Raw genomic sequence first — 19,218 nt, forward strand, 5'->3', positions numbered from 1 at the left:
GTGATGCCCGCGAGTTCCAACGGCGCTCCACCTGCTATTCCTGGGGGCGCAGTTTGATGTTGATCATCTTGAGCTCGTCCTGGCCTTCAAAGCGGTAGGTGAGGTCAACTTTTTTGTCGTCGTCGCAGGTGATGAGGCCTGCGATGTCCGCGGATTTGGTGCCGTTCTCTGACGTAACCTGCACGTCGTTGTACTCCGGCTTGCAGGAGTCATTCAGCTCCAGGCTGGCGATCCCCTCAATAAAGGTCTCTTTCGTCAGCTGGTCATGCAGGGCGGGGTCCAGGTAGCCATAGGCCTGGTCAGTGTCGCCGGAAATGACCAGCTTGGTGAAGTCGTCCGCGAGTCCCCGCGCTTGATTCGTGGCGCTGCCCACAACGTTGACCAGAATGATCAGGCCAATGATGACCAGCAGCAGGACCCCACCGGCGCTTCCCAGGATGATCCACAGCTTCCTGCGGCTCTTGACGGGAGGCTGCTGGCCGGGGAGTCCGAAGGGGTTAGGGTCGCGGCCCGGGTTCCCGCTTTGGGCCGGAGCCGGATACGTGCCTCCAGGCTGATGCTGCGGAGGCGCAGGCTGCATCTGTGGCGATACCGGCTGCATTTGTGGCGATGCCGGTGCCGCCGGAGCTGCCGGCGATCCGGCGTCGGGCTGGTACGGTTCCCGAGGAATGCTCAAGATGGAGCCTTTCCGGCAGCGTAAGTTCGCACTGCCTTTTTGCAGGGACCCGCTGACCGGCGCCCCATCGATTCAACTGGGACCAGCCTATAACCCGGCACGAAGGCTCCCGTACACGGCAAGGACAGGTTAAGCCGGGGCCCGTTGAGGCATGGCACGGGGGCGCCCTGCGCGGCAGAGGGCTGCCGGAGTTTCAGCCGTCGCCCGATCCCCGGTCCAGCAGGGGTTGGATGCGGAAAGGAATAAGCTCACCCATGGCAAGGGCAGTGTCCGTACGGTCCACGCCGTCACACGCCAGGATCTTGCCGTTGATCCTGAACAGGTCCTCGGCGTCCAGGGCTACAACGCGGAGCAGAAGGTCGGCGGACCCGGTGAGGCCATACCCTTCCAGGATCTCGGGAACGCCGGCAAGGTCATGGGCCAGCTGGCCCAGCTTCTGCTGCTGGACATGCACTGAGATAAACGCCATCAGGGGGTAGCCCAGCGACGCCGGGTTGATGCGCCGCTCGAAGGAGAGGAAGACGTGCTTCTTCTCCAGCTGCGCCATCCGCGCCTGCACGGTGTTTCGGGACAGTCCCAGCTTCTGCGCGAGTGCCACAACGGTGCGGCGGGGGTCGTTCGCCAAAGCTGAAAGCAGGCGAGTGTCTGTGCCATCCAAAGCTTGCATAATGCGCAACGCTAGCACGGTCTGAACAACCGGAATAGAGCATTATGCTCAGTTTTTGCCGAAGTGGTTGTACCCCCTGAGCATTGTGAGTATGGTCACAATTATCCGGGGCAACGGCGCCCGGGCGGCCGGCATCCGGCGGGACCACAAGTCCCCAGGAGCGGGTCAAACGACGTGAGAAGGTACGGGCGATCGTGTCTACAGACGAAGCGGGCCAGGGCGGACCAAGCTCCCGTGGCCAGGGCAACAGTGCAGAACACCACGGCGGATCCGGCAGGAGTCTGATCCAGCTGATCACCCCCGCGGGGGAGCGGATCAGCCATCCGGAATTCGATCCCTGGCTACAGGACATCACGGACGAGCACCTATGTTCCCTCTATGAGGACATGACGGTTATCCGGCGGATCGACGTCGAGGCCACCGCCCTGCAGCGGCAGGGTGAACTGGCCCTCTGGCCCCCGCTGTTGGGCCAGGAGGCATCGCAGATCGGCTCGGGCAGGGCCCTGCGCCAGGATGACTTTGTCTTCTCCAGTTACCGTGAGAATGGCGTGGCGTATTGCCGCGGGGTTGACCTGACCAGCATCATTCGGGTGTGGCGGGGGAACGCATCATCCGGATGGAACCCGTACACCATCAACATGGCAACTCCGCAGATCATCATCGGCGCCCAGACCCTGCACGCCACGGGGTATGCCATGGGAATCCAGAACGACGGCGCGGACGCCGTGGCGGTGACCTACTTTGGTGATGGCGCCACCAGCGAGGGCGACCTGAACGAGGCCATGGTTTTCGCTGCCAGCTTCCAGGCGCCGGTGGTCTTCTTCTGCCAGAACAACCACTGGGCCATCTCGGAGCCCGTCCGGCTGCAGTCCCACGTCCACCTTGCGGACCGGGCCACCGGCTTCGGTATTCCCAGCCTGCGGGTGGACGGAAACGATGTCCTGGCCGTGATGGCGGCGACGCGCGTCGCCCTGGACCGGGCCAGGCGCGGGGGCGGGCCCACCTTTATTGAAGCCGTCACCTACCGCATGGGCCCGCACACCACGGCCGATGACCCCACCCGCTACCGGGATGCCAACGAACTCGAGGACTGGGCCGCCAAAGATCCCATCTGGCGGGTGAAATCCCTGCTGGAACGCAAGGGCCTCCTGACGGAAGAGCTGCAGCGGCACGTGGACGACAAAGCCGACTCCGTAGCCCGCGAGATGCGTCTGGCCTGCACGTCCCTGCCCGAGCCGGAACCCCTGGATGTCTTCAAGCATGTCTACAGCTCGCCCAACACGTGGCTCGACCGGCAGCAGGACCACTACTCCCGTTACCTGGCTTCCTTCGGCGACCCCGCAGGAGCCCCGTCAGAAGAAGGTGCACGCTGATGACCCAGATGACCTTTGCCCGCGCCATTAATGCCGGCCTGCGCAAGTCCCTCGAGAACGATCCCAAGGTCATCCTGATGGGGGAGGACATCGGCACCCTCGGTGGTGTTTTCAGGGTGACGGACGGGCTCCAAAAAGACTTCGGCAAACATCGGGTGGTGGATACCCCGCTGGCCGAATCCGCGATCATCGGCACCGCCGTCGGCCTGGCCTACCGGGGCTACCGTCCTGTGGTGGAAATCCAGTTCGACGGTTTCATCTACCCCGCGTTCGACCAGATCGTGAGCCAGGTGGCCAAGCTGCATTACCGGACCCAGGGTGCTGTCAAAATGCCCATCACCATCCGCGTGCCTTTTGGCGGCGGCATTGGCTCGCCCGAGCATCACTCGGAATCTCCGGAGGCCTACTTCACCCACACCTCAGGCCTGCGCGTGGTCAGCGTATCCAACCCCCAGGACGCCCACACGGTCATTCAGCAGGCCATTTCCTGCGATGATCCGGTGCTGTATTTCGAACCCAAGCGCCGCTACCACGACAAGGGCGAAGTGGATGAGTCGCTCGATCCGCGGACCGCGCTGCCGATGGACGCAGCCCGGGTGCTCACGCAGGGCACGGATGTCACTTTGGTGGCCTATGGCCCCCTGGTCAAGACCGCGCTGGATGCCGCCATCGCCGCCGCGGACGAAGGAGTGTCCATCGAAGTCATCGACCTGCGCTCGCTGGCCCCCGTGGACTACGCCACGCTGGAGGCCTCGGTGCGGAAGACGGGCCACCTGGTCATAACCCATGAAGCAGGCCAGTCCGGCGGGCTGGGGGCCGAGGTTGCGGCCAGCATCACCGAACGGTGTTTCTACCATCTGGAGGCAGCGCCGGTCCGGGTTACCGGCTTTGACATTCCCTACCCCTATTCCAAGCTGGAAATGCACCACCTTCCGGGGCTGGACAGGATCCTTGACGGTGTGGACCGCGCCCTGGGCCGCCCCAACTCGCTCAGCGGGCTGGAAGGGTGAGCGCCACCATGATCAAGGAATTCAGGCTTCCGGATCTCGGCGAGGGACTGACCGAATCCGAAATCCTCAGCTGGAAAGTCGGTGTTGGGGACACGGTCAAACTCAACCAGGTCATCGCCGAGGTTGAAACCGCCAAAGCCGTGGTTGAACTGCCTTCCCCGTTCGCGGGCGTCATCACCGCCCTCCACGAACAACCCGGCACCATCGTGGAGGTGGGCAAGCCTATCGTCTCCTTTGAAGTAGCGGACGACGCCGGTGGGTCACCTTCCGCAAGTACGCCCGTTGAGCGGGACGCCGGGGACGTACCTGCGGAATTCGACGTCAATGAAAATCCCGCGCCCAGCGTGACTGAACCTGCGGCGGCGGGCGCGGCTGAGGCGGGCACCGCCAAACGGCAGCCGAACCTGGTTGGCTACGGCGCCGTCGTCGAAAGTTCCAGCCGCCCCGCCCGGCGGCCCCGGACGATGATTTCAAAACATCCGGTCTCCCACATGACTGTGGTCAACGCTCCCGCGCCCTCACAGCATGTTGCTGAAACCTCGGCACCCGCGGCCGGCGCCCCCGGTGCAAGTGGCGAACGGCCCAAATCCACTCCTCCTGTCCGGAAGCTGGCCAAGGACCTCGGAGTTGAGCTGGGCACCGTGACGGGAACCGGACCCGGCGGACTGATCACCAGGGAAGACGTGCAGAACTTTGTGGACGGCGGCGATCTGGCGGCAGCCCACCATTCCGTCACGGTTCCCGACAGGGAAGCCCGGGATAGGGAAGTAACAGCGGGGCAGGCGGGTACACCAGGCGAGCGGGAGGTCCGCACACCCATCAAGGGTGTCCGCAAATTCACCGCCGCGGCAATGGTCTCCAGCGCATTCACAGCACCACACGTGACCGAGTTCCTGACGGCGGACGTGACGCCCAGCATGGAGCTGCTCGACAAGTTGAAGGCCAGCCGGACTTTTGCCGGGTACAAGCTCACGCCGCTCACGCTCGTCGCAAAGGCCGTCCTGATTGCGCTGCGGCGGAATTCCTCGCTGAACTCACGGTGGGACGAAGAGCGCCAGGAGATCGTGCAGTTCAACTATGTGAACCTGGGAATCGCAGCGGCAACCCCGCGTGGCCTCACAGTTCCCAATATCAAGGATGCGGACAGGCTGTCCCTGCTGGAACTCTCGGAGGCCCTGACCGGATTGACGGAGACGGCGCGGGCAGGAAAGACCACACCCGCTGACCTGTCAGGGGGAACTGTGTCCATCACCAACATCGGAGTCTTTGGGATCGACGCCGGAACTCCCATCCTGAATCCGGGCGAGGCAGCCATCCTGGCCATGGGTGCGGTCCGCAGGATGCCGTGGGAGTACCAGGGGGAGGTTGCCCTCCGCCAGGTCATGACGCTGAGCCTGTCCTTTGACCACCGGCTGGTGGACGGGGAGCAGGGCTCCCGGTTCCTGGCCGACGTCGGCGCCATCCTGGCCGAGCCCGGTATGGTCCTGACCATGGTCTAGGCGTACATGAACGCATCTGGCCCGCATGACCGCTGCTGCCCGGCACCGGTTATGCGGGCCAGAGCCGTCCTTAGCCCTAGTTCGTCCGGACGTCCGCGGTCAGAGCCGCCAGCGCCATGCCCTCCAGGAGCGGACGGGCTGTCTTGGGGGCCACCCGGCGGCCGTGGCTGCGCACGGAGTGCGGCGTGGAGTTGATGAGGCCGAACGTGGCGTGGGCCCGCATCCGCAGCTCCGCGGCATCGGTTGAGGGGTGCAGCGCGGCGAGCACCTCCACCCAGAGCTCAACGTAGCTGCGCTGCAGGGCCCGGACCTCCGCCTGGTCCTGCTCGGTGAGGTTGCTGAAGTCCCGGTCCTGGACCCGGATGACGTCCGGCTTGCCCAGCGCAAAGTCCACCTGGAATGCCACCAGGCGGCCCAAGGCGGCCAGCGGATCCGTCGTCTCGGCCAGCACATTCCGGCCGCCATCGAGGAGGTCGCGGCTGACAGTCAGGAGCAGGTCACCCAGGACTGCCTGCTTCCCGGTGAAGTGGCGGTACACGGCCGGCCCGCTGACCCCCGCCGCAGCACCAAGGTCCTCCAGGGATACGCGGTTGTAGCCGTTCACCGCAAACAGGGATGCGGCGGCGGACAGCAGGGCCTGCCGCCGGTTTTCCTTGGCCTGGCTCCGCTGGGTGGTCTGGGCGCGCTGGCTGTGCTGGTTTGACGGGTTGGGCTGGACAGATTGCGCGGCCTGTGTGGTGGGCACATTTCCTCCTCGGACCTGGAAATTCTAGCAAGGCCGCACTGTGTTGGACATCACAGTTAATACAGACTAACCTAAATCTCAGTTACGGAACACTAACCCAGTCTGCTTGTGGGCACTGCGAAAACAGGAACGGACCCGTCGATGGAGACCCTCGTCAGCCGGCTAGACGCCAGCAGTGAAGCGTTCGCCGCAAACCATGCAGCCCAGGCCGCGCTCGCCGGCGAACTGCGGGACACGCTGGCCCAAACGGCGTTGGGTGGTCCGGAGAAGTCGCGTGAACGGCATGTGGCCAGGGGCAAGCTCCTGCCGCGGGAGCGGATCGATCAGTTGCTGGATGAGGGCAGTCCTTTTTTGGAGATCGCCCCGCTTGCGGCCAACGGCATGTATGACAACGAGTCTCCTGGCGCCGGAGTGATTGCCGGCATCGGCCTGGTCCATGGCCGGCATGTGCTGGTGGTTTCCAATGACGCCACGGTCAAGGGCGGCACCTACTATCCCATGACGGTGAAGAAGCACCTCCGCGCCCAGGAGATCGCGTGGGAGAACCGGTTGCCGTGCATCTATCTGGTGGATTCGGGCGGGGCGTTTTTGCCGAAGCAGGATGAGGTGTTTCCGGATAAGGAGCATTTCGGCCGGATCTTCTACAACCAGGCCAGGCTCTCGGCCGCCAAGATCCCGCAGATCGCGGCGGTGCTGGGGTCCTGCACTGCCGGCGGTGCGTATGTTCCGGCGATGAGTGATGAGACGGTGATTGTCCGCAACCAGGGGACTATTTTCTTGGGCGGGCCGCCGCTGGTGAAGGCCGCGATCGGGGAGATTGTGACGGCCGAGGAGCTTGGCGGCGGGGAGGTTCATTCACGGGTCTCCGGGGTGACGGACCACCTGGCCGAAAACGATGAGCATGCGCTGCAGATTGTCCGTGACATCGTGGCGACGCTGCCGAAACCGGCGGCCCCGGCGTGGGACGTGGAAACCGCCGTCGAACCCGTCGCTGACCCGGCCGGACTGTATGGGGCCGTGCCTACGGACGTCAACGCGCAGTATGACGTCCACGAGGTCATTGCCCGGCTGGTGGACGGCAGCAGGTTCCATGAATTCAAGAAGGAATACGGCACCACCCTGGTGACGGGCTTCGCCCGGCTGCACGGGCACCCGGTGGGGATTGTGGCCAATAACGGGGTGCTTTTCAGTGAGTCTTCGTTGAAGGGCGCGCATTTCATTGAGCTGTGTGACCAGCGCGGGATCCCGCTGGTGTTCTTGCAGAACATCTCCGGTTTTATGGTGGGCCGGGATTCGGAGCAGGGCGGCATCGCGAAGAACGGCGCGAAGATGGTCACCGCGGTGGCGACGGCACGGGTGCCCAAGCTGACGGTGGTGATCGGCGGCTCGTTCGGTGCCGGGAATTATTCGATGTGCGGGCGGGCGTATTCGCCGCGGTTTTTGTGGATGTGGCCGGCGTCGCGGATCTCGGTCATGGGCGGGAACCAGGCCTCCAGTGTGTTGGCCACCGTGAAGCGGGACCAGTACGAGGCCGCCGGCCAGGACTGGTCCGCGGCGGATGAGGAGGCGTTTAAGGCCCCGATCCGGCAGCAGTACGAGGACCAGGGCAGCCCGTACTATTCCACGGCGCGTTTGTGGGATGACGGTGTGATTGACCCGGCCGATACCCGTACCGTGCTGGGGCTGGCGCTTGACGTCGTCTCCCGCACCCCGCTGCCGGAAACCTCCTTCGGCCTCTTCAGGATGTGAGCCCAGCGATGACTGAAGCACCCCAACTGACTCAGCCGGCCGTGACGCCGGCACTGTTCGGTACCGTCCTCGTGGCGAACCGGGGCGAAATCGCCTGCCGGGTGATCCGGACCCTGCGTGCCCTGGGGATCCGTTCGGTGGCTGTGTACAGCGACGCCGACGCCGGTGCCCGGCACGTGCGAGAAGCGGACGTCGCTGTCCGGATCGGTCCGGCCGCGGCGGCCGAGAGCTACCTGAAGATCGAGGCCATCATCCGGGCGTGCCGGGAGACCGGCGCCCAGGCGGTGCACCCCGGGTACGGGTTCCTGAGTGAGAACGTCGACTTCGCCCGTGCCCTGGAAGCCGCGGGAATCACGTTCATCGGGCCGGGCGTGGAGTCCCTGAACGTGATGGGGGACAAGATCCGGTCCAAGAACCACGTATCCGGCTACGGCGTCCCGGTGGTCCCGGGCATCGCCGAGCCGGGCATGACCGACGCCCAGCTGGTTGAGGCCGCGGACGCCGTCGGCTTCCCCCTGCTGATCAAGCCGTCCGCGGGCGGCGGCGGCAAAGGCATGCACATCGTGGAAAGCCCCGGGGAGCTGGCAGCCACCCTTGCCACCGCCCGGCGCGTCGCCGCCAGTGCGTTCGGGGACGACACGCTGTTCCTGGAGCGGCTGATCCGCACGCCGCGGCACATCGAGGTCCAGGTCCTCGCGGACAACCACGGCAACGTGATCCATCTGGGCGAGCGTGAGTGTTCGCTGCAGCGCCGGCACCAAAAGGTCATCGAGGAGGCACCGTCGCCGCTGCTGGAATCCCTCGCCGACGGCGCCGCGGTGCGCGAACGGATCGGCGAGGCCGCGTGCCAGGCGGCCCGGAGCGTGAACTACACCGGGGCCGGGACGGTGGAATTCCTGGTCTCCGACGAGGCCCCGGACGAGTTCTTCTTTATGGAAATGAACACCCGCCTCCAGGTCGAACACCCCGTCACGGAAATGGTCACCGGCGTGGACCTGGTCGAATGGCAGGTCCGGATCGCCGCCGGTGAGGCGCTCACCGTGGCCCAGGCCGACGTCGAACTCAAGGGCCACGCCGTCGAAGCCCGGGTCTACGCCGAAATCCCCGAAAAGAACTTCCTGCCCTCCACCGGCACCGTCCTGCTGCTGGACGAACTGCCGGCCCGGCCGCAGCGCCCCAGCGCCCCGGCCCGCACGGAAGTGGCTACCGGCGAGGGCCGCGTTCGGGTGGATTCCTCCCTGCGCGAGGGCCTGGAAATCTCGTCGAACTACGATCCCATGATGGCCAAAGTGGTGGCCTGGGGCGGGGACCGGACGGCCGCCCTGGACACGCTGGATGAAGCACTTGCCGGCTATACGGCGCTCGGGCTGGAGACGAACGTTGAATACCTCCGGCTCCTGATCAACGATGACGACGTCCGCGCCGGGCACCTGGACACCGGCCTGATCGAGCGCAAGCTGCCGGGCTTCACCTTTCGCCATGTGGACGACGCCGAACTGGTGGCCGCGGCCCTTTATGCCATGGCGAAGGAAGAAGAGGACACGCGCCAAGCGCCATCGGATCTTTGGCATACCCGCAGCGGCTGGCGGCTCGGCGCAGCGGCGCCCCGGCCGATCAGCCTCGGAACGCCCGACGGCGGCGTCGCAACGGTGCGCGTATCCGGCGGCCGGGTTCTTGACGGGCCAGTCATGGTCACCGTGGACAACGGGCCGGGGCGCGAAGCGTCACTGGAGTTCCGCTCCCGTCGGGACGCGGTGCTGAGCCTTGCGGGGGAAACGGTGCAGTACTCCCTCGCGCCGGTGTACCGGGGTGCGGTAGTTCCCACCTGGGATAAGCCCACTCCAGCCTGGCCTACCGAACTCTTCCTGGGAACCGGCGGATGGTCCTGCCGCCTGGAGGTGCTGACCCGGGAATCGCGGCTCGCCCGGGTACTTGCGGCCATCCAACGCCAGGAAGGTGCCGCGGATCCGGCCGTGCGCTCTCCGATGCCCGGCACCGTGGTATCCGTTTCCGTCGGCGACGGCGAACACGTAAAAACCGGCCAGGTGCTGCTCTCGGTGGAAGCCATGAAAATGGAGCACCAACTGCTGGCGCCGCTGGCCGGCACCGTCCTCCTCGGCGTGGGCCCGGGCGACCTTGTGAAAGTGGACCAGGTCCTCGCCACGATCCACCCGGACCCGGACCCGGACCCGGAGTCAGAGACTGAGCTACACCAGGCCCCGGGGCAGACCCAACACGATCCGATCATTACTGGCAAGGGAGCCTAGACATGGCACATTTTGAACTCAGCGAGGAATACCAGGACCTCAGCGACACCGTCCGGGACTTCGCGGACAATGTGGTGGCACCGGTATCGGCAAAACACGACGAGGAGCACAGCTTCCCCTATGAAGTGGTGAAGCAGATGGCCGAGATGGGGCTGTTCGGGTTGCCGTTCCCGGAGGAGTTCGGCGGGATGGGCGGGGATTACTTTGCCCTTGCCCTGGCACTGGAGCAGTTGGGCAGGGTGGACCAGTCGGTGGCCATCACGCTGGAAGCCGGCGTCTCCCTGGGTGCCATGCCCGTGTACCGCTTCGGTACTGACGCCCAGAAGGAGGACTGGCTGCCCATGCTGGCATCGGGGCAGGCCCTGGCCGGCTTCGGTCTGACGGAACCGGAAGCCGGGTCCGACGCAGGCGGCACCAAGACCCACGCCCGGCGTGAGGCGGGGAACTGGGTGATCAATGGGAACAAGGAGTTCATCACCAATTCCGGGACGGACATCACCCGCCTGGTGACCGTCACGGCCGTGACGGGCCAGAAGGAACGCAAGGACGGGAGCGTGAAGAAGGAGATCTCCACCATCCTGGTGCCCACTGACACGCCGGGGTTCAAGGCCGAGAAGGCGTACAACAAGGTGGGCTGGAACGCCTCGGACACCCACCCGCTGACCCTGAAGGATGTCCGCGTTCCGGAAGCGAACCTGCTCGGGGAGGAGGGCCGCGGCTACGCGAACTTCCTGTCCATCCTGGACGAGGGCCGGATCGCGATCGCCGCGCTGGCCACGGGGGCGGCGCAGGGCTGCGTTGACCTGTCGGTCAAATACGCCAAGGAACGCAGCGCTTTTGGGCACCACATCGGCAAGTACCAGGCCATCTCGTTCAAGATCGCCCGCATGCAGGCCAGGGCCCATACAGCCCGGCTGGCCTACTACGATGCGGCTTCGAGGATGCTGGCGGGTAAGCCGTTCAAGACGGAGGCGGCCATCGCTAAGATGGTCGCAGGCGAGGCAGCCATGGACAACGCGCGGGATGCCACCCAGGTGTTCGGCGGCTATGGCTTCATCAACGAATTCACTGTGGCACGCCACTACCGCGACTCCAAGATCCTTGAAGTGGGGGAAGGCACCACGGAAGTCCAGCTGATGCTGATCGCCCGCGAACTGGGACTGTAGCCGGCCTGAAAGGATCACCGATGATTAACAAGGTTGTTGCCAGCGCGGAGGAAGCGGTTGCGGATATCCCCGACGGCGCGTCCCTGGCCGTGGGCGGGTTCGGCCTGTGTGGCATTCCGGTGGCCCTGATCGATGCCCTTCACCGCCGCGGCACCACGGACCTGGAAACGGTAAGCAACAACTGCGGAGTGGACGACTGGGGGCTCGGCATCCTGCTCCGCGACGGCCGGATCCGCCGAACCATCAGCTCCTATGTGGGCGAAAACAAGGAGTTTGCCCGCCAATTCCTCGCCGGTGAGCTGGAGGTGGTGCTGACGCCGCAGGGAACCCTGGCTGAAAAACTCCGGGCCGGCGGCGCCGGCATCCCGGCCTTCTACACCAAGGCGGGAGTCGGCACCCAGGTGTCCGACGGCGGGCTGCCGCAGAAATACGACGCCGACGGCGGCATCGCCGTTGCCTCCGCCGCCAAGGAGGTGCGCACCTTCAACGACGTCGATTACGTCCTGGAGGAGTCACTGACCCCGGACTTCGGCCTGGTCCACGCCTGGAAGGGGGACCGCCACGGAAACCTGGTCTTCCACGCCACCGCAATGAACTTCAACCCGTTGTGTGCCATGGCCGGGCGGATCACCATCGCGGAGGTGGAGGAGCTGGTGGAACCCGGAGAGCTGGACCCCGAGCACGTTCACACGCCCGGCATTTTCGTCCAGCGGGTGGTTCTTGTGCCGGACGTTGAGAAGCGCATTGAAAAGCGGACCGTGGCGCTGACTGCCCCGTCCGGATACGGCCCCGGCGGGTCAGGAGCGGAACCGGCACAGCCACAACAGTTACAACCGGGACAGCAACAGCAGGCACAACAAGCACCCCAGCAAGGAGCGTAGCCATGGACCCGAACAGCCCGCAGGCTCCCCGTCCCGAAGGCGTCCGCCCCGAATACCGGCGGTCCGCTGCCGCGCAGCAGGAGGGTGGCTCTGCCGACAGTAAGGGCTGGACACGGAACCAGCTCGCAGCCCGCGTCGCACAGGAACTCAGCAACGGCCAGTACGTCAACCTCGGCATTGGCATGCCCACGCTCATCCCCAACTACATTCCGGCCGGTGTGGAAGTGGTGCTGCACTCAGAAAACGGGATTCTCGGCGTCGGTCCGTATCCCGCGGAGGACCAGGTTGACCCGGACCTGATCAACGCAGGCAAGGAAACAGTCACCGTCAAAGCGGGGGCAGCCTTCTTTGACTCAGCGTCCTCATTCGGCATGATCCGCGGCGGCCACGTGGACGTGGCCGTGCTGGGTGCCATGGAGGTGGCCGCCAACGGGGACCTGGCCAACTGGATGATCCCGGGAAAAATGGTCAAGGGCATGGGGGGTGCCATGGACCTGGTGTTCGGCGCCAAGAAAGTGATCGTGATGATGGAGCACGTGGACCGCAGCGGCAGGCCCAAGATCGTGCAGCAGTGCAGCCTGCCGCTCACGGGAAAAGGCTGCGTGGACCGGATTATCACCGACCTGGCCGTGATCGACGTCGTAAACGAGGGAGGCGGACCCCGGCTGGTGCTGCGTGAACTGGCACCCAATGTTTCGATTGAGGACGTGGCGGCGGCGACCGGCGCAGAGCTTTTTGAAGAGGACCGGGAACTGACCGTATGAGTGATACTTCATGGCCGAACCCGAACAAGGCCGAAGGATCGGACGCGCGTGTGATCCAGCAGCGCGGCCTCTACTTCGACGAAATCGAGGAAGGCGTGGTGTACGCCCACCGGCCTGGCCGGACGGTGACGGAAGCTGACAACGTCCTGTTCACCACGCTCACCATGAACACCCAGGCCCTGCACCTTGACGCAGCCTGGAGCGCGGGGCAACCCTTCGGCCAGCGGCTGGTCAACTCCATGTTCACCCTGGCCACCATGGTGGGCCAGTCCGTTTCGCAGCTGACCCAGGGCACCATCATTGCCCAGCTGGGACTGACCGATGTCTCGTTCCCGAACCCGCTCTACCACGGCGATACGCTCTACACGGAGACGGTGATTATCCTCAAGCGGGCTTCGGAGTCACGGCCCGGACAAGGCATTGTGACCATGATGCACACTGGCCGGAACCAGGACGGAACGCCGGTGGCCCTGGCTACGCGGAGCTGCCTGATGTGGATGCGCGAAGCCCACGGCGCCAGCCAGCAGGAGCGCCAGCCGGAGCGCCGCGAGGACCCTCTGGAAACGGACCAAAAGGCGCCCGAAAAGGGGAGTCAGCAGGGGGACGAAAAGGGGACAATGTCCATATGAGCTTTGTGATGGGACCTGCCCTGCTGTTCTGCCCGGCCGACAGGCCCGAGCGCTACCAGAAAGCCGCCGAACGCGCGGATGCCGTCATCCTTGATCTGGAAGATGCGGTGGCCCCGGCCGACAAGCAAAGGGCCCGCGGCGCCATCCTTGCCCAACTGGGAGCCGGCGCCGACGTGCCCGAGCTGAATCCCAGCCGCACCATCATCCGGATCAATCCGGCCGGCACCGAAGAGTTCGAAAAGGACCTCCACTGCCTGGCCCACACGCCCTACCGGACCGTGATGCTGGCCAAGGCGGAAAGCGCCGCGCAGCTGGAAGCCCTCCAGGACTACCACGTGGTGGCCCTGTGCGAGACTGCCCTCGGAGTTCTCAACGCCCCCGCCATCGCTGCTGCCCCCAACGTTGTGGCGCTGATGTGGGGGGCTGAGGATCTTTTGGCCTCCCTGGGCGGGATCTCCAGCCGGAAGGACGACGGCGGCTACCGGGCTGTCGCCCTGCATGCCCGCTCCGCTGTACTGCTGGCCGCACGCGCCCTTGGCAAAGAAGCAGTGGACGCCGTGTACGTCAATATTCCGGACCTCGAGGGCCTGGCCGTTGAAGCGGCAGATGCTGTGGCCTCAGGATTCAGCTCCAAGGCCTGCATCCACCCCACCCAGGCAAATGTTGTCAGGGGCGCCTACGCCCCTTCCGAGGCTGACGTTGCGGCGGCCACCAACCTGCTGCAGGCGGCTGCAACGGCTGGATCAGGAGTCTTCCAGTACAACGGCAAGATGATCGATGGCCCCATCCTCAAACATGCGGAAGCCACCATTCGCCGCGCAGGAGCCCACGCCTGATTCACCTGGCCCACGCCTGAAGCTGCCCGCCGTGCCTACCTTTGGTGTCCTGGAGTGCGCCGGAGGGAGAGGGGCGGGATGGCCTGCGGGAGCGGAGTCCGTACCCAGCGCTCGCGGTTTTCGCGGAACTCGGCCCGGGTGGAGAAGCGGTACAGGTACCTGCGGGCGCGCACCCAGCGGGGCGGTTCGCCGTCGAACGGATCGTGCCGCAGCAGCCGCAGCGTCTGCCGGTCCGATTCCAGCAGCCTGGTGAGGAATGCGTAGAACCACTCCTCGTGCACCGTGCGGAGCGGCAGGAACCACATCAGCCAGTCCAGCCGCAGGTGGTACGGGGCCCACTGCCGGGGCAGCCGGCGCACGTCCCCGGGTTTTCCCTTGAAACCGTACTCGCGCCACTCCGCACCGTCGCTCGGGTCCTCGTCCAAAGTGCCTTCCACCACAATCTCGATCCGATGCCTGGTGACCGTGCCAAACGCGCCGTACGTGTTGACGAGTTGCCAGCGGTTGAAGCTGGCATTCATCAGCTGCTGCCTGGAGAACAGGTTGCGCACGGGCCAGTAGCTGAGGACCGCCAGCAGGAGTGTTACCGCCAGGGTGAGGATGAGCCACCACAGGGGAGTCTCCCGGCCGGCGTTGTCGGGATGCCAGTCCAAGGGCAGGACGGGAAATACCGCATGGGCCACCGGATCACTGACGGCTGCGAAGGCCAGCACTATGGCAATCCAGTTGAGCCAGGCGAAATTGCCGCTGGCTACAAGCCACAGCTGGGTAAAGATGATGATGCCGGCGGCAGCGCTGGCCAGCGGCTGCGGGGCGAAGAGGAAGAAGGGCACCACCAGCTGGGCGAAGTGGTTGCCCAGGACCTCCAGGCGATGGAAGGGCTTTGGCAGGAGGTGCGCCTGCCGGCTCAACGGTCCGGGCATCGGCTGGGTCTCGTGGTGGTAGTACAGGGCGGTGAGGTCCCGCCACTCCTGGCCGCCACGGATTTTGATCATTCCCGCGCCGAACTCCAGCCGGAACACCAGCCACGCAATCAGGATCAGGATGGTGCGCGGCGGATCCGTCTGGTCCGAACCCAGGAAGGCTACGGTGAAGCCTGCTTCCAGGAGCAGCATCTCCCAGCCGAAGCCGTAGAACGTCTGGCCCACGTTCACGATGGACATGTACAGCAGCCAGAGCGAAAGGAAAGCAATCAAGGGCAGCCAGGGTGGCCCCAGCTGGGGAAGTCCAGCCACCAGCAGCGCTGAGATCATCAGGCCGGTTGTGCAGACTGAACGCAGCAGCGCGTCTGAGTAGCGCCAACGGAACAGGGTAGGCCGGCCGCGGGCGCCAAATCTTTCAAGATACCCGGGGACGGGGAGCAGGCCACGCTCGCCCAGGAGTGCCGGGAATTGGTTGAGGGATGACAGGAACGCAACAAAGTACAGTGCCGCGACCCCACGCTGCAGCACCTGCCGGGCGAATTCGTACTCCGACGCATCGAACCAGGAAACCCAGTCCACCATTCCACGGTACGCCCGCCAATCACGGCGTCGCCACTAGGATCGAGTGATGTTTGCTCTGGTGCTCATCGCCGTTGTAGCAGGTGCCCTGGCGCAACGCCTGGCTGGTCTGGGCTTCGGGCTGCTCGTGTCCCCGGTCCTAGTGGTGCTCCTGGGCCCATTTGACGGCGTGCTGATCATCAACCTCTGCGGCGCTGCTTCCTCCCTCCTGATCCTGTCCCGGGTCTGGAGGTTTGTGGACTGGCAGCGCTACTTCCGCCTGGCGCTCGCGGCGGTTGCAGGCGTGCTCCCGGGGGCCTGGCTGGCCAGCAACGTCCCTGAGGCGCCCCTGGAGATCTGCATCGGTGTGCTGCTCTTCATCGCGTTGCTGGTGTCGCAGCGGCTGACCCGCAGTTCGTGGCATGCCCGGGGGCCGGTTCCGTTGGTGGGGCTGGGATTCTCCAGTGGACTCATGAACGCCGCCGCCGGTGTGGGTGGGCCGGCCATCACTGCCTACGCCATAGCTACGCGCTGGGAACAGAAAAGCTTCAGCGCCACGCTTCAACCCTACTTTGTGACCACCGGCTTGAGCTCCCTTGTGAGCAAGTACATCCTGTCCGGCGGGCATGTCCCCGCCCTTGAGGGCTGGCAGTGGCTTGGGATCCTGGCAGCAATGGTGGCAGGCATCGTCGCCGGCGACCTGCTCTCGGGCCGGGTGCACCCCGGCTCGGTCCGCAGGATCGTAGTGGGCATCGCCTATCTGGGGGCCGCCTCCACCCTTGCCAAGGGACTTGTGGAGCTGGCCGCAGTCTAGGAGCTCCAGGCCGGACAAGCCCGCGCCCTTCACGCTGACCAGCCACTCCCGCCCCGTGCGGGATACTTAACCAATGCAGCCACGCAGAATCGTCCTCCTCGGATCCACCGGCTCCATCGGCACACAGGCGATTGACGTCGTCGACGGCGCCCCGCACCTTTTTGAGGTGGTGGCGCTCAGCGCGGGTGGAGGGAACCTGGAGCTTTTGGCCCGGCAGGCCGTCCACACCGGCGCCCTTGCCATAGGCATTGCTGCCGGGGATCAACGGCGCCTGAGGGAGCTGATCGCCGCCGCGGCACAGGCCGCGGGGCGGCCCGGGTACAGCCCGGAAATCATTGCCGGTCCGGATGCTTCCACCAGGATCGCCGAGGTGGATGCTGACGTTGTGCTCAACGGCATCACCGGCTCCATCGGACTTGCCCCCACCCTGGCGGCCCTGAAATCGGGTGCGACGCTGGCCCTGGCCAACAAGGAATCCCTCATTGTGGGCGGCGCACTGGTCAAGGCGGCTGCACGGGAAGGCCAGATCGTGCCGGTGGATTCTGAGCATTCAGCCATCGCCCAGTGCCTGCGCTCCGGTTCCGCTGAAGAGGTTGAAAAACTCATCCTGACAGCTTCCGGAGGGCCGTTCCGGGGCCGGAGCCGCGAAGAACTCCACCACGTCTCACCCCTGGAAGCGCTCGCGCACCCCACCTGGGACATGGGCCTGATGGTGACCACCAACTCGGCAACCCTGGTGAATAAGGGCCTTGAGCTGATTGAAGCGCACCTGCTGTTCGACGTCCCGCTGGACCGGATCGACGTGGTGGTGCACCCGCAGTCCGTGATCCATTCCATGGTCCAGTTTGTGGACGGCTCCATCATTGCCCAGGCCTCCCCGCCGGACATGCGGCTTCCCATCGCTCTGGGACTCGGCTGGCCGGACAGGGTGCCCGGGGCCGCATCGCCCTGTGACTGGACACAGGCCACGAAGTGGACCTTCGAGCCCCTGGACACTGAAGCGTTTCCGGCCGTGTCCCTGGCCAAGGACGCTGCCAAGCAGGGGAGTACCTACCCCGCTGTGTTCAACGCCGCCAATGAGGAAGCGGTGACGGCCTTCCATGCCGGCCGGATCCGGTTCACGGACATCGTGGATACCATCGACACCGTACTCAGCGAACATTCAGGTTCCTCCGGGCTGACGGTTGAGTCGGTGTTGGATGCTGAGAGGTGGGCACGTGCGCGCGCCCACGAACGTTTAGCAGTCAGTAGTCTCTAGGAAGCAGCAGAACCACCCACATGAGCCCCGTTCTCCTCTTTATCCTCGGTGTCGTCTTTGTGGCGATCGGCATAGCCGCGTCCATTGCACTGCACGAAGTAGGGCATCTGGTTCCGGCCAAGCTGTTCAAGGTCCGTGTCACCAAGTACATGATCGGGTTCGGTCCCACGCTCTGGTCAAAGCGCAAAGGCGAAACCGAGTACGGGTTCAAAGCCATCCCGCTCGGCGGTTACGTGTCCATGATCGGCATGTACCCGCCCAACAGCCAGGATGGAACGGTCCGCCCCTCGAGCACCGGGATGTTCCAGACCCTTGCCAGTGAGGCACGTTCCCTCGCCCATGAAGAGGTGGGGCCCGGCGACGAAAACCGGGTGTTCTACCGGCTGCCCGTATGGAAAAAGATCATTGTCATGCTGGGCGGCCCGGCCATGAACCTCCTGATCGGGCTGGTGCTCACAGCCGTTCTCCTGATGGGTTTTGGCATCGCCACAGCCACCACCACCATCTCCGATGTCTCCAAATGCCAGGTGGCAGCCGGCCAGACAGTGGATCCGGACTCCCCGGACTGCCAGCCAACCCCGGCGGCGGCGGCCGGGCTGAAGCCCAACGACGTCGTCACTTCCTTTGATGGAAAGGCCGTAACCGGCTGGGAACAGCTGACCGAATGGATCCGGGCTTCGGCCGGCAGGGAAGTCAGCATCACCGTTGAACGGGATGGCACACCGGTTACCACTACCATCACCCCAGTACTTTCGGCCCGGCCCATCGTGGGTGTGGACGGCCGCCAGGCAAAGGACGACGCCGGAAACCTCCTGTACCAGGACGTCGGCTTCCTGGGCATCGGCGCGCAGACCGAACTGGTGCCCCAGCCGGCGTCGTCCGTGCTGCCCATGGCTGGAGAAAACATCAGCCAGGTGGCCGGCGTTGTCTTTAACCTTCCGGCCCGCGTGGCAGGCGTGGCCAAAGCAGCATTCAGCGAGGAGCCCCGTGATCCCAACGGGCCCATCAGCGTGGTGGGCGTGGGACGCGTTGCCGGCGAGGTAGCTGCCATGGAGGAAGTGCCTGTGCAGTCAAGGCTGGCGGCCCTCGTGGGGCTCCTGGCCGGGCTGAACTTTGCGCTGGCAGTGTTCAACCTCATCCCGTTGCTTCCCCTTGATGGTGGCCACGTCGCTGGTGCGTTGTACGAAGGTGCCCGCCGCCGCGTGGCCAAGCTCTTCGGCAAGCCGGATCCAGGGGCGTTTGATATTGCCAAGCTCCTGCCCGTGACCTATGTAGTGGCGGCACTTCTGATGGGCATGGGTGCGCTCCTGATCTACGCAGACATCGTCAAACCAGTAAATCTCTTCGGGTAAAGACGCTCCTTTCCAACCCCCTATCAGCCAGTAATGGCTTACTTTTAAAAC

17 protein-coding genes are annotated in these 19,218 nt (G+C 65.0%); 13 read left to right on the forward strand and 4 right to left on the reverse strand.

Going from position 1 to position 19,218, the window contains the following annotated elements; translation table 11 throughout:
• Positions 1-34 precede the first annotated feature (34 nt).
• Together F8G81_RS07725 and F8G81_RS07730 are read right to left on the reverse strand one after the other, a co-directional pair.
• Entirely contained in the window at positions 35-676 is a 642-nt protein-coding gene (locus F8G81_RS07725) for a hypothetical protein (protein ID WP_267278413.1), read from the reverse strand.
• Between the two features lie 193 nt (positions 677-869).
• Positions 870-1,343, reverse strand: a complete 474-nt coding sequence (locus F8G81_RS07730) for an Lrp/AsnC family transcriptional regulator (RefSeq protein ID WP_267279156.1) — start codon at positions 1,341-1,343, stop codon at positions 870-872.
• Between the two features lie 194 nt (positions 1,344-1,537).
• Here F8G81_RS07730 and pdhA point away from each other — a divergent pair, with 194 nt between their 5' ends.
• Genes pdhA through F8G81_RS07745 form a run of 3 tightly spaced genes read left to right on the forward strand, consistent with a single transcriptional unit; the run spans position 1,538 to position 5,225 of the window.
• Positions 1,538-2,716 (forward strand): pyruvate dehydrogenase (acetyl-transferring) E1 component subunit alpha, encoded by a 1,179-nt coding sequence (pdhA, locus tag F8G81_RS07735; protein ID WP_416377114.1) that lies wholly within the window; start codon positions 1,538-1,540, stop codon positions 2,714-2,716.
• The gene (locus tag F8G81_RS07740; protein ID WP_267278414.1) at positions 2,716-3,726 is read left to right on the forward strand and encodes an alpha-ketoacid dehydrogenase subunit beta; all 1,011 of its coding nucleotides are present in this window, start codon (positions 2,716-2,718) and stop codon (positions 3,724-3,726) included. Before pdhA ends, F8G81_RS07740 begins: the two co-directional genes overlap by 1 nt.
• Before the next feature lie 8 nt (positions 3,727-3,734).
• A complete protein-coding gene (locus tag F8G81_RS07745; RefSeq protein ID WP_267279158.1) occupies positions 3,735-5,225 on the forward strand; it encodes a dihydrolipoamide acetyltransferase family protein in 1,491 nt (496 codons plus the stop codon).
• Between the two features lie 76 nt (positions 5,226-5,301).
• On the opposite strand, the gene F8G81_RS07750 is transcribed toward F8G81_RS07745, so the two are convergent.
• A complete protein-coding gene (locus F8G81_RS07750) occupies positions 5,302-5,970 on the reverse strand; it encodes a TetR/AcrR family transcriptional regulator (RefSeq protein WP_323809233.1) in 669 nt (222 codons plus the stop codon).
• Between the two features lie 141 nt (positions 5,971-6,111).
• Between F8G81_RS07750 and F8G81_RS07755 the strand changes: the two genes are divergently transcribed.
• Genes F8G81_RS07755 through F8G81_RS07785 form a run of 7 tightly spaced genes read left to right on the forward strand, consistent with a single transcriptional unit; the run spans position 6,112 to position 14,262 of the window.
• On the forward strand, positions 6,112-7,719 hold the full coding sequence (locus tag F8G81_RS07755; protein ID WP_267278415.1) for a carboxyl transferase domain-containing protein: 1,608 nt from the start codon (positions 6,112-6,114) through the stop codon (positions 7,717-7,719).
• 8 nt (positions 7,720-7,727) lie between these two features.
• Positions 7,728-9,986: an acetyl/propionyl/methylcrotonyl-CoA carboxylase subunit alpha gene (locus F8G81_RS07760; RefSeq protein WP_267278416.1), complete on the forward strand. Its 2,259-nt coding sequence runs from the start codon at positions 7,728-7,730 to the stop codon at positions 9,984-9,986.
• A gap of 2 nt (positions 9,987-9,988) precedes the next feature.
• Positions 9,989-11,152 (forward strand): acyl-CoA dehydrogenase family protein, encoded by a 1,164-nt coding sequence (locus F8G81_RS07765; RefSeq protein WP_267278417.1) that lies wholly within the window; start codon positions 9,989-9,991, stop codon positions 11,150-11,152.
• 20 nt (positions 11,153-11,172) lie between these two features.
• Complete coding sequence (locus F8G81_RS07770; protein WP_267278418.1) at positions 11,173-12,033, forward strand: CoA transferase subunit A; 861 nt, start codon at positions 11,173-11,175, stop codon at positions 12,031-12,033.
• A 2-nt stretch (positions 12,034-12,035) separates the two neighbouring features.
• Positions 12,036-12,797, forward strand: a complete 762-nt coding sequence (locus F8G81_RS07775) for a CoA transferase subunit B (RefSeq protein WP_267278419.1) — start codon at positions 12,036-12,038, stop codon at positions 12,795-12,797.
• Entirely contained in the window at positions 12,794-13,426 is a 633-nt protein-coding gene (locus F8G81_RS07780) for a MaoC family dehydratase (protein ID WP_267278420.1), read from the forward strand. The genes F8G81_RS07775 and F8G81_RS07780 overlap by 4 nt, the downstream gene beginning before the upstream one ends.
• Positions 13,423-14,262 carry an HpcH/HpaI aldolase/citrate lyase family protein gene (locus tag F8G81_RS07785; protein WP_267278421.1) on the forward strand — a complete coding sequence of 280 codons (840 nt, stop codon included), beginning with the start codon at positions 13,423-13,425 and terminating at the stop codon, positions 14,260-14,262. Before F8G81_RS07780 ends, F8G81_RS07785 begins: the two co-directional genes overlap by 4 nt.
• Positions 14,263-14,297: 35 nt before the next feature.
• Here F8G81_RS07785 and F8G81_RS07790 read toward each other — a convergent pair whose 3' ends face one another.
• Positions 14,298-15,764, reverse strand: coding sequence for a lipase maturation factor family protein (locus F8G81_RS07790; protein WP_267278422.1), 1,467 nt, complete (start codon positions 15,762-15,764; stop codon positions 14,298-14,300).
• A gap of 49 nt (positions 15,765-15,813) precedes the next feature.
• Here F8G81_RS07790 and F8G81_RS07795 point away from each other — a divergent pair, with 49 nt between their 5' ends.
• The 3 genes from F8G81_RS07795 to F8G81_RS07805 all read left to right on the forward strand — a co-directional run bounded on the left by F8G81_RS07795 (position 15,814) and on the right by F8G81_RS07805 (position 19,167).
• Positions 15,814-16,557 (forward strand): sulfite exporter TauE/SafE family protein, encoded by a 744-nt coding sequence (locus F8G81_RS07795; protein WP_267278423.1) that lies wholly within the window; start codon positions 15,814-15,816, stop codon positions 16,555-16,557.
• 73 nt (positions 16,558-16,630) lie between these two features.
• Complete coding sequence (dxr, locus tag F8G81_RS07800) at positions 16,631-17,815, forward strand: 1-deoxy-D-xylulose-5-phosphate reductoisomerase (RefSeq protein WP_267278424.1); 1,185 nt, start codon at positions 16,631-16,633, stop codon at positions 17,813-17,815.
• A 20-nt stretch (positions 17,816-17,835) separates the two neighbouring features.
• Positions 17,836-19,167, forward strand: coding sequence for a M50 family metallopeptidase (locus F8G81_RS07805; RefSeq protein WP_267278425.1), 1,332 nt, complete (start codon positions 17,836-17,838; stop codon positions 19,165-19,167).
• The last annotated feature ends 51 nt before the right edge of the window (positions 19,168-19,218 follow it).

Source organism: Arthrobacter sp. CDRTa11, assembly GCF_026427775.1.
In the GTDB taxonomy this organism is placed as follows: Bacteria; Actinomycetota; Actinomycetes; order Actinomycetales; family Micrococcaceae; genus Arthrobacter.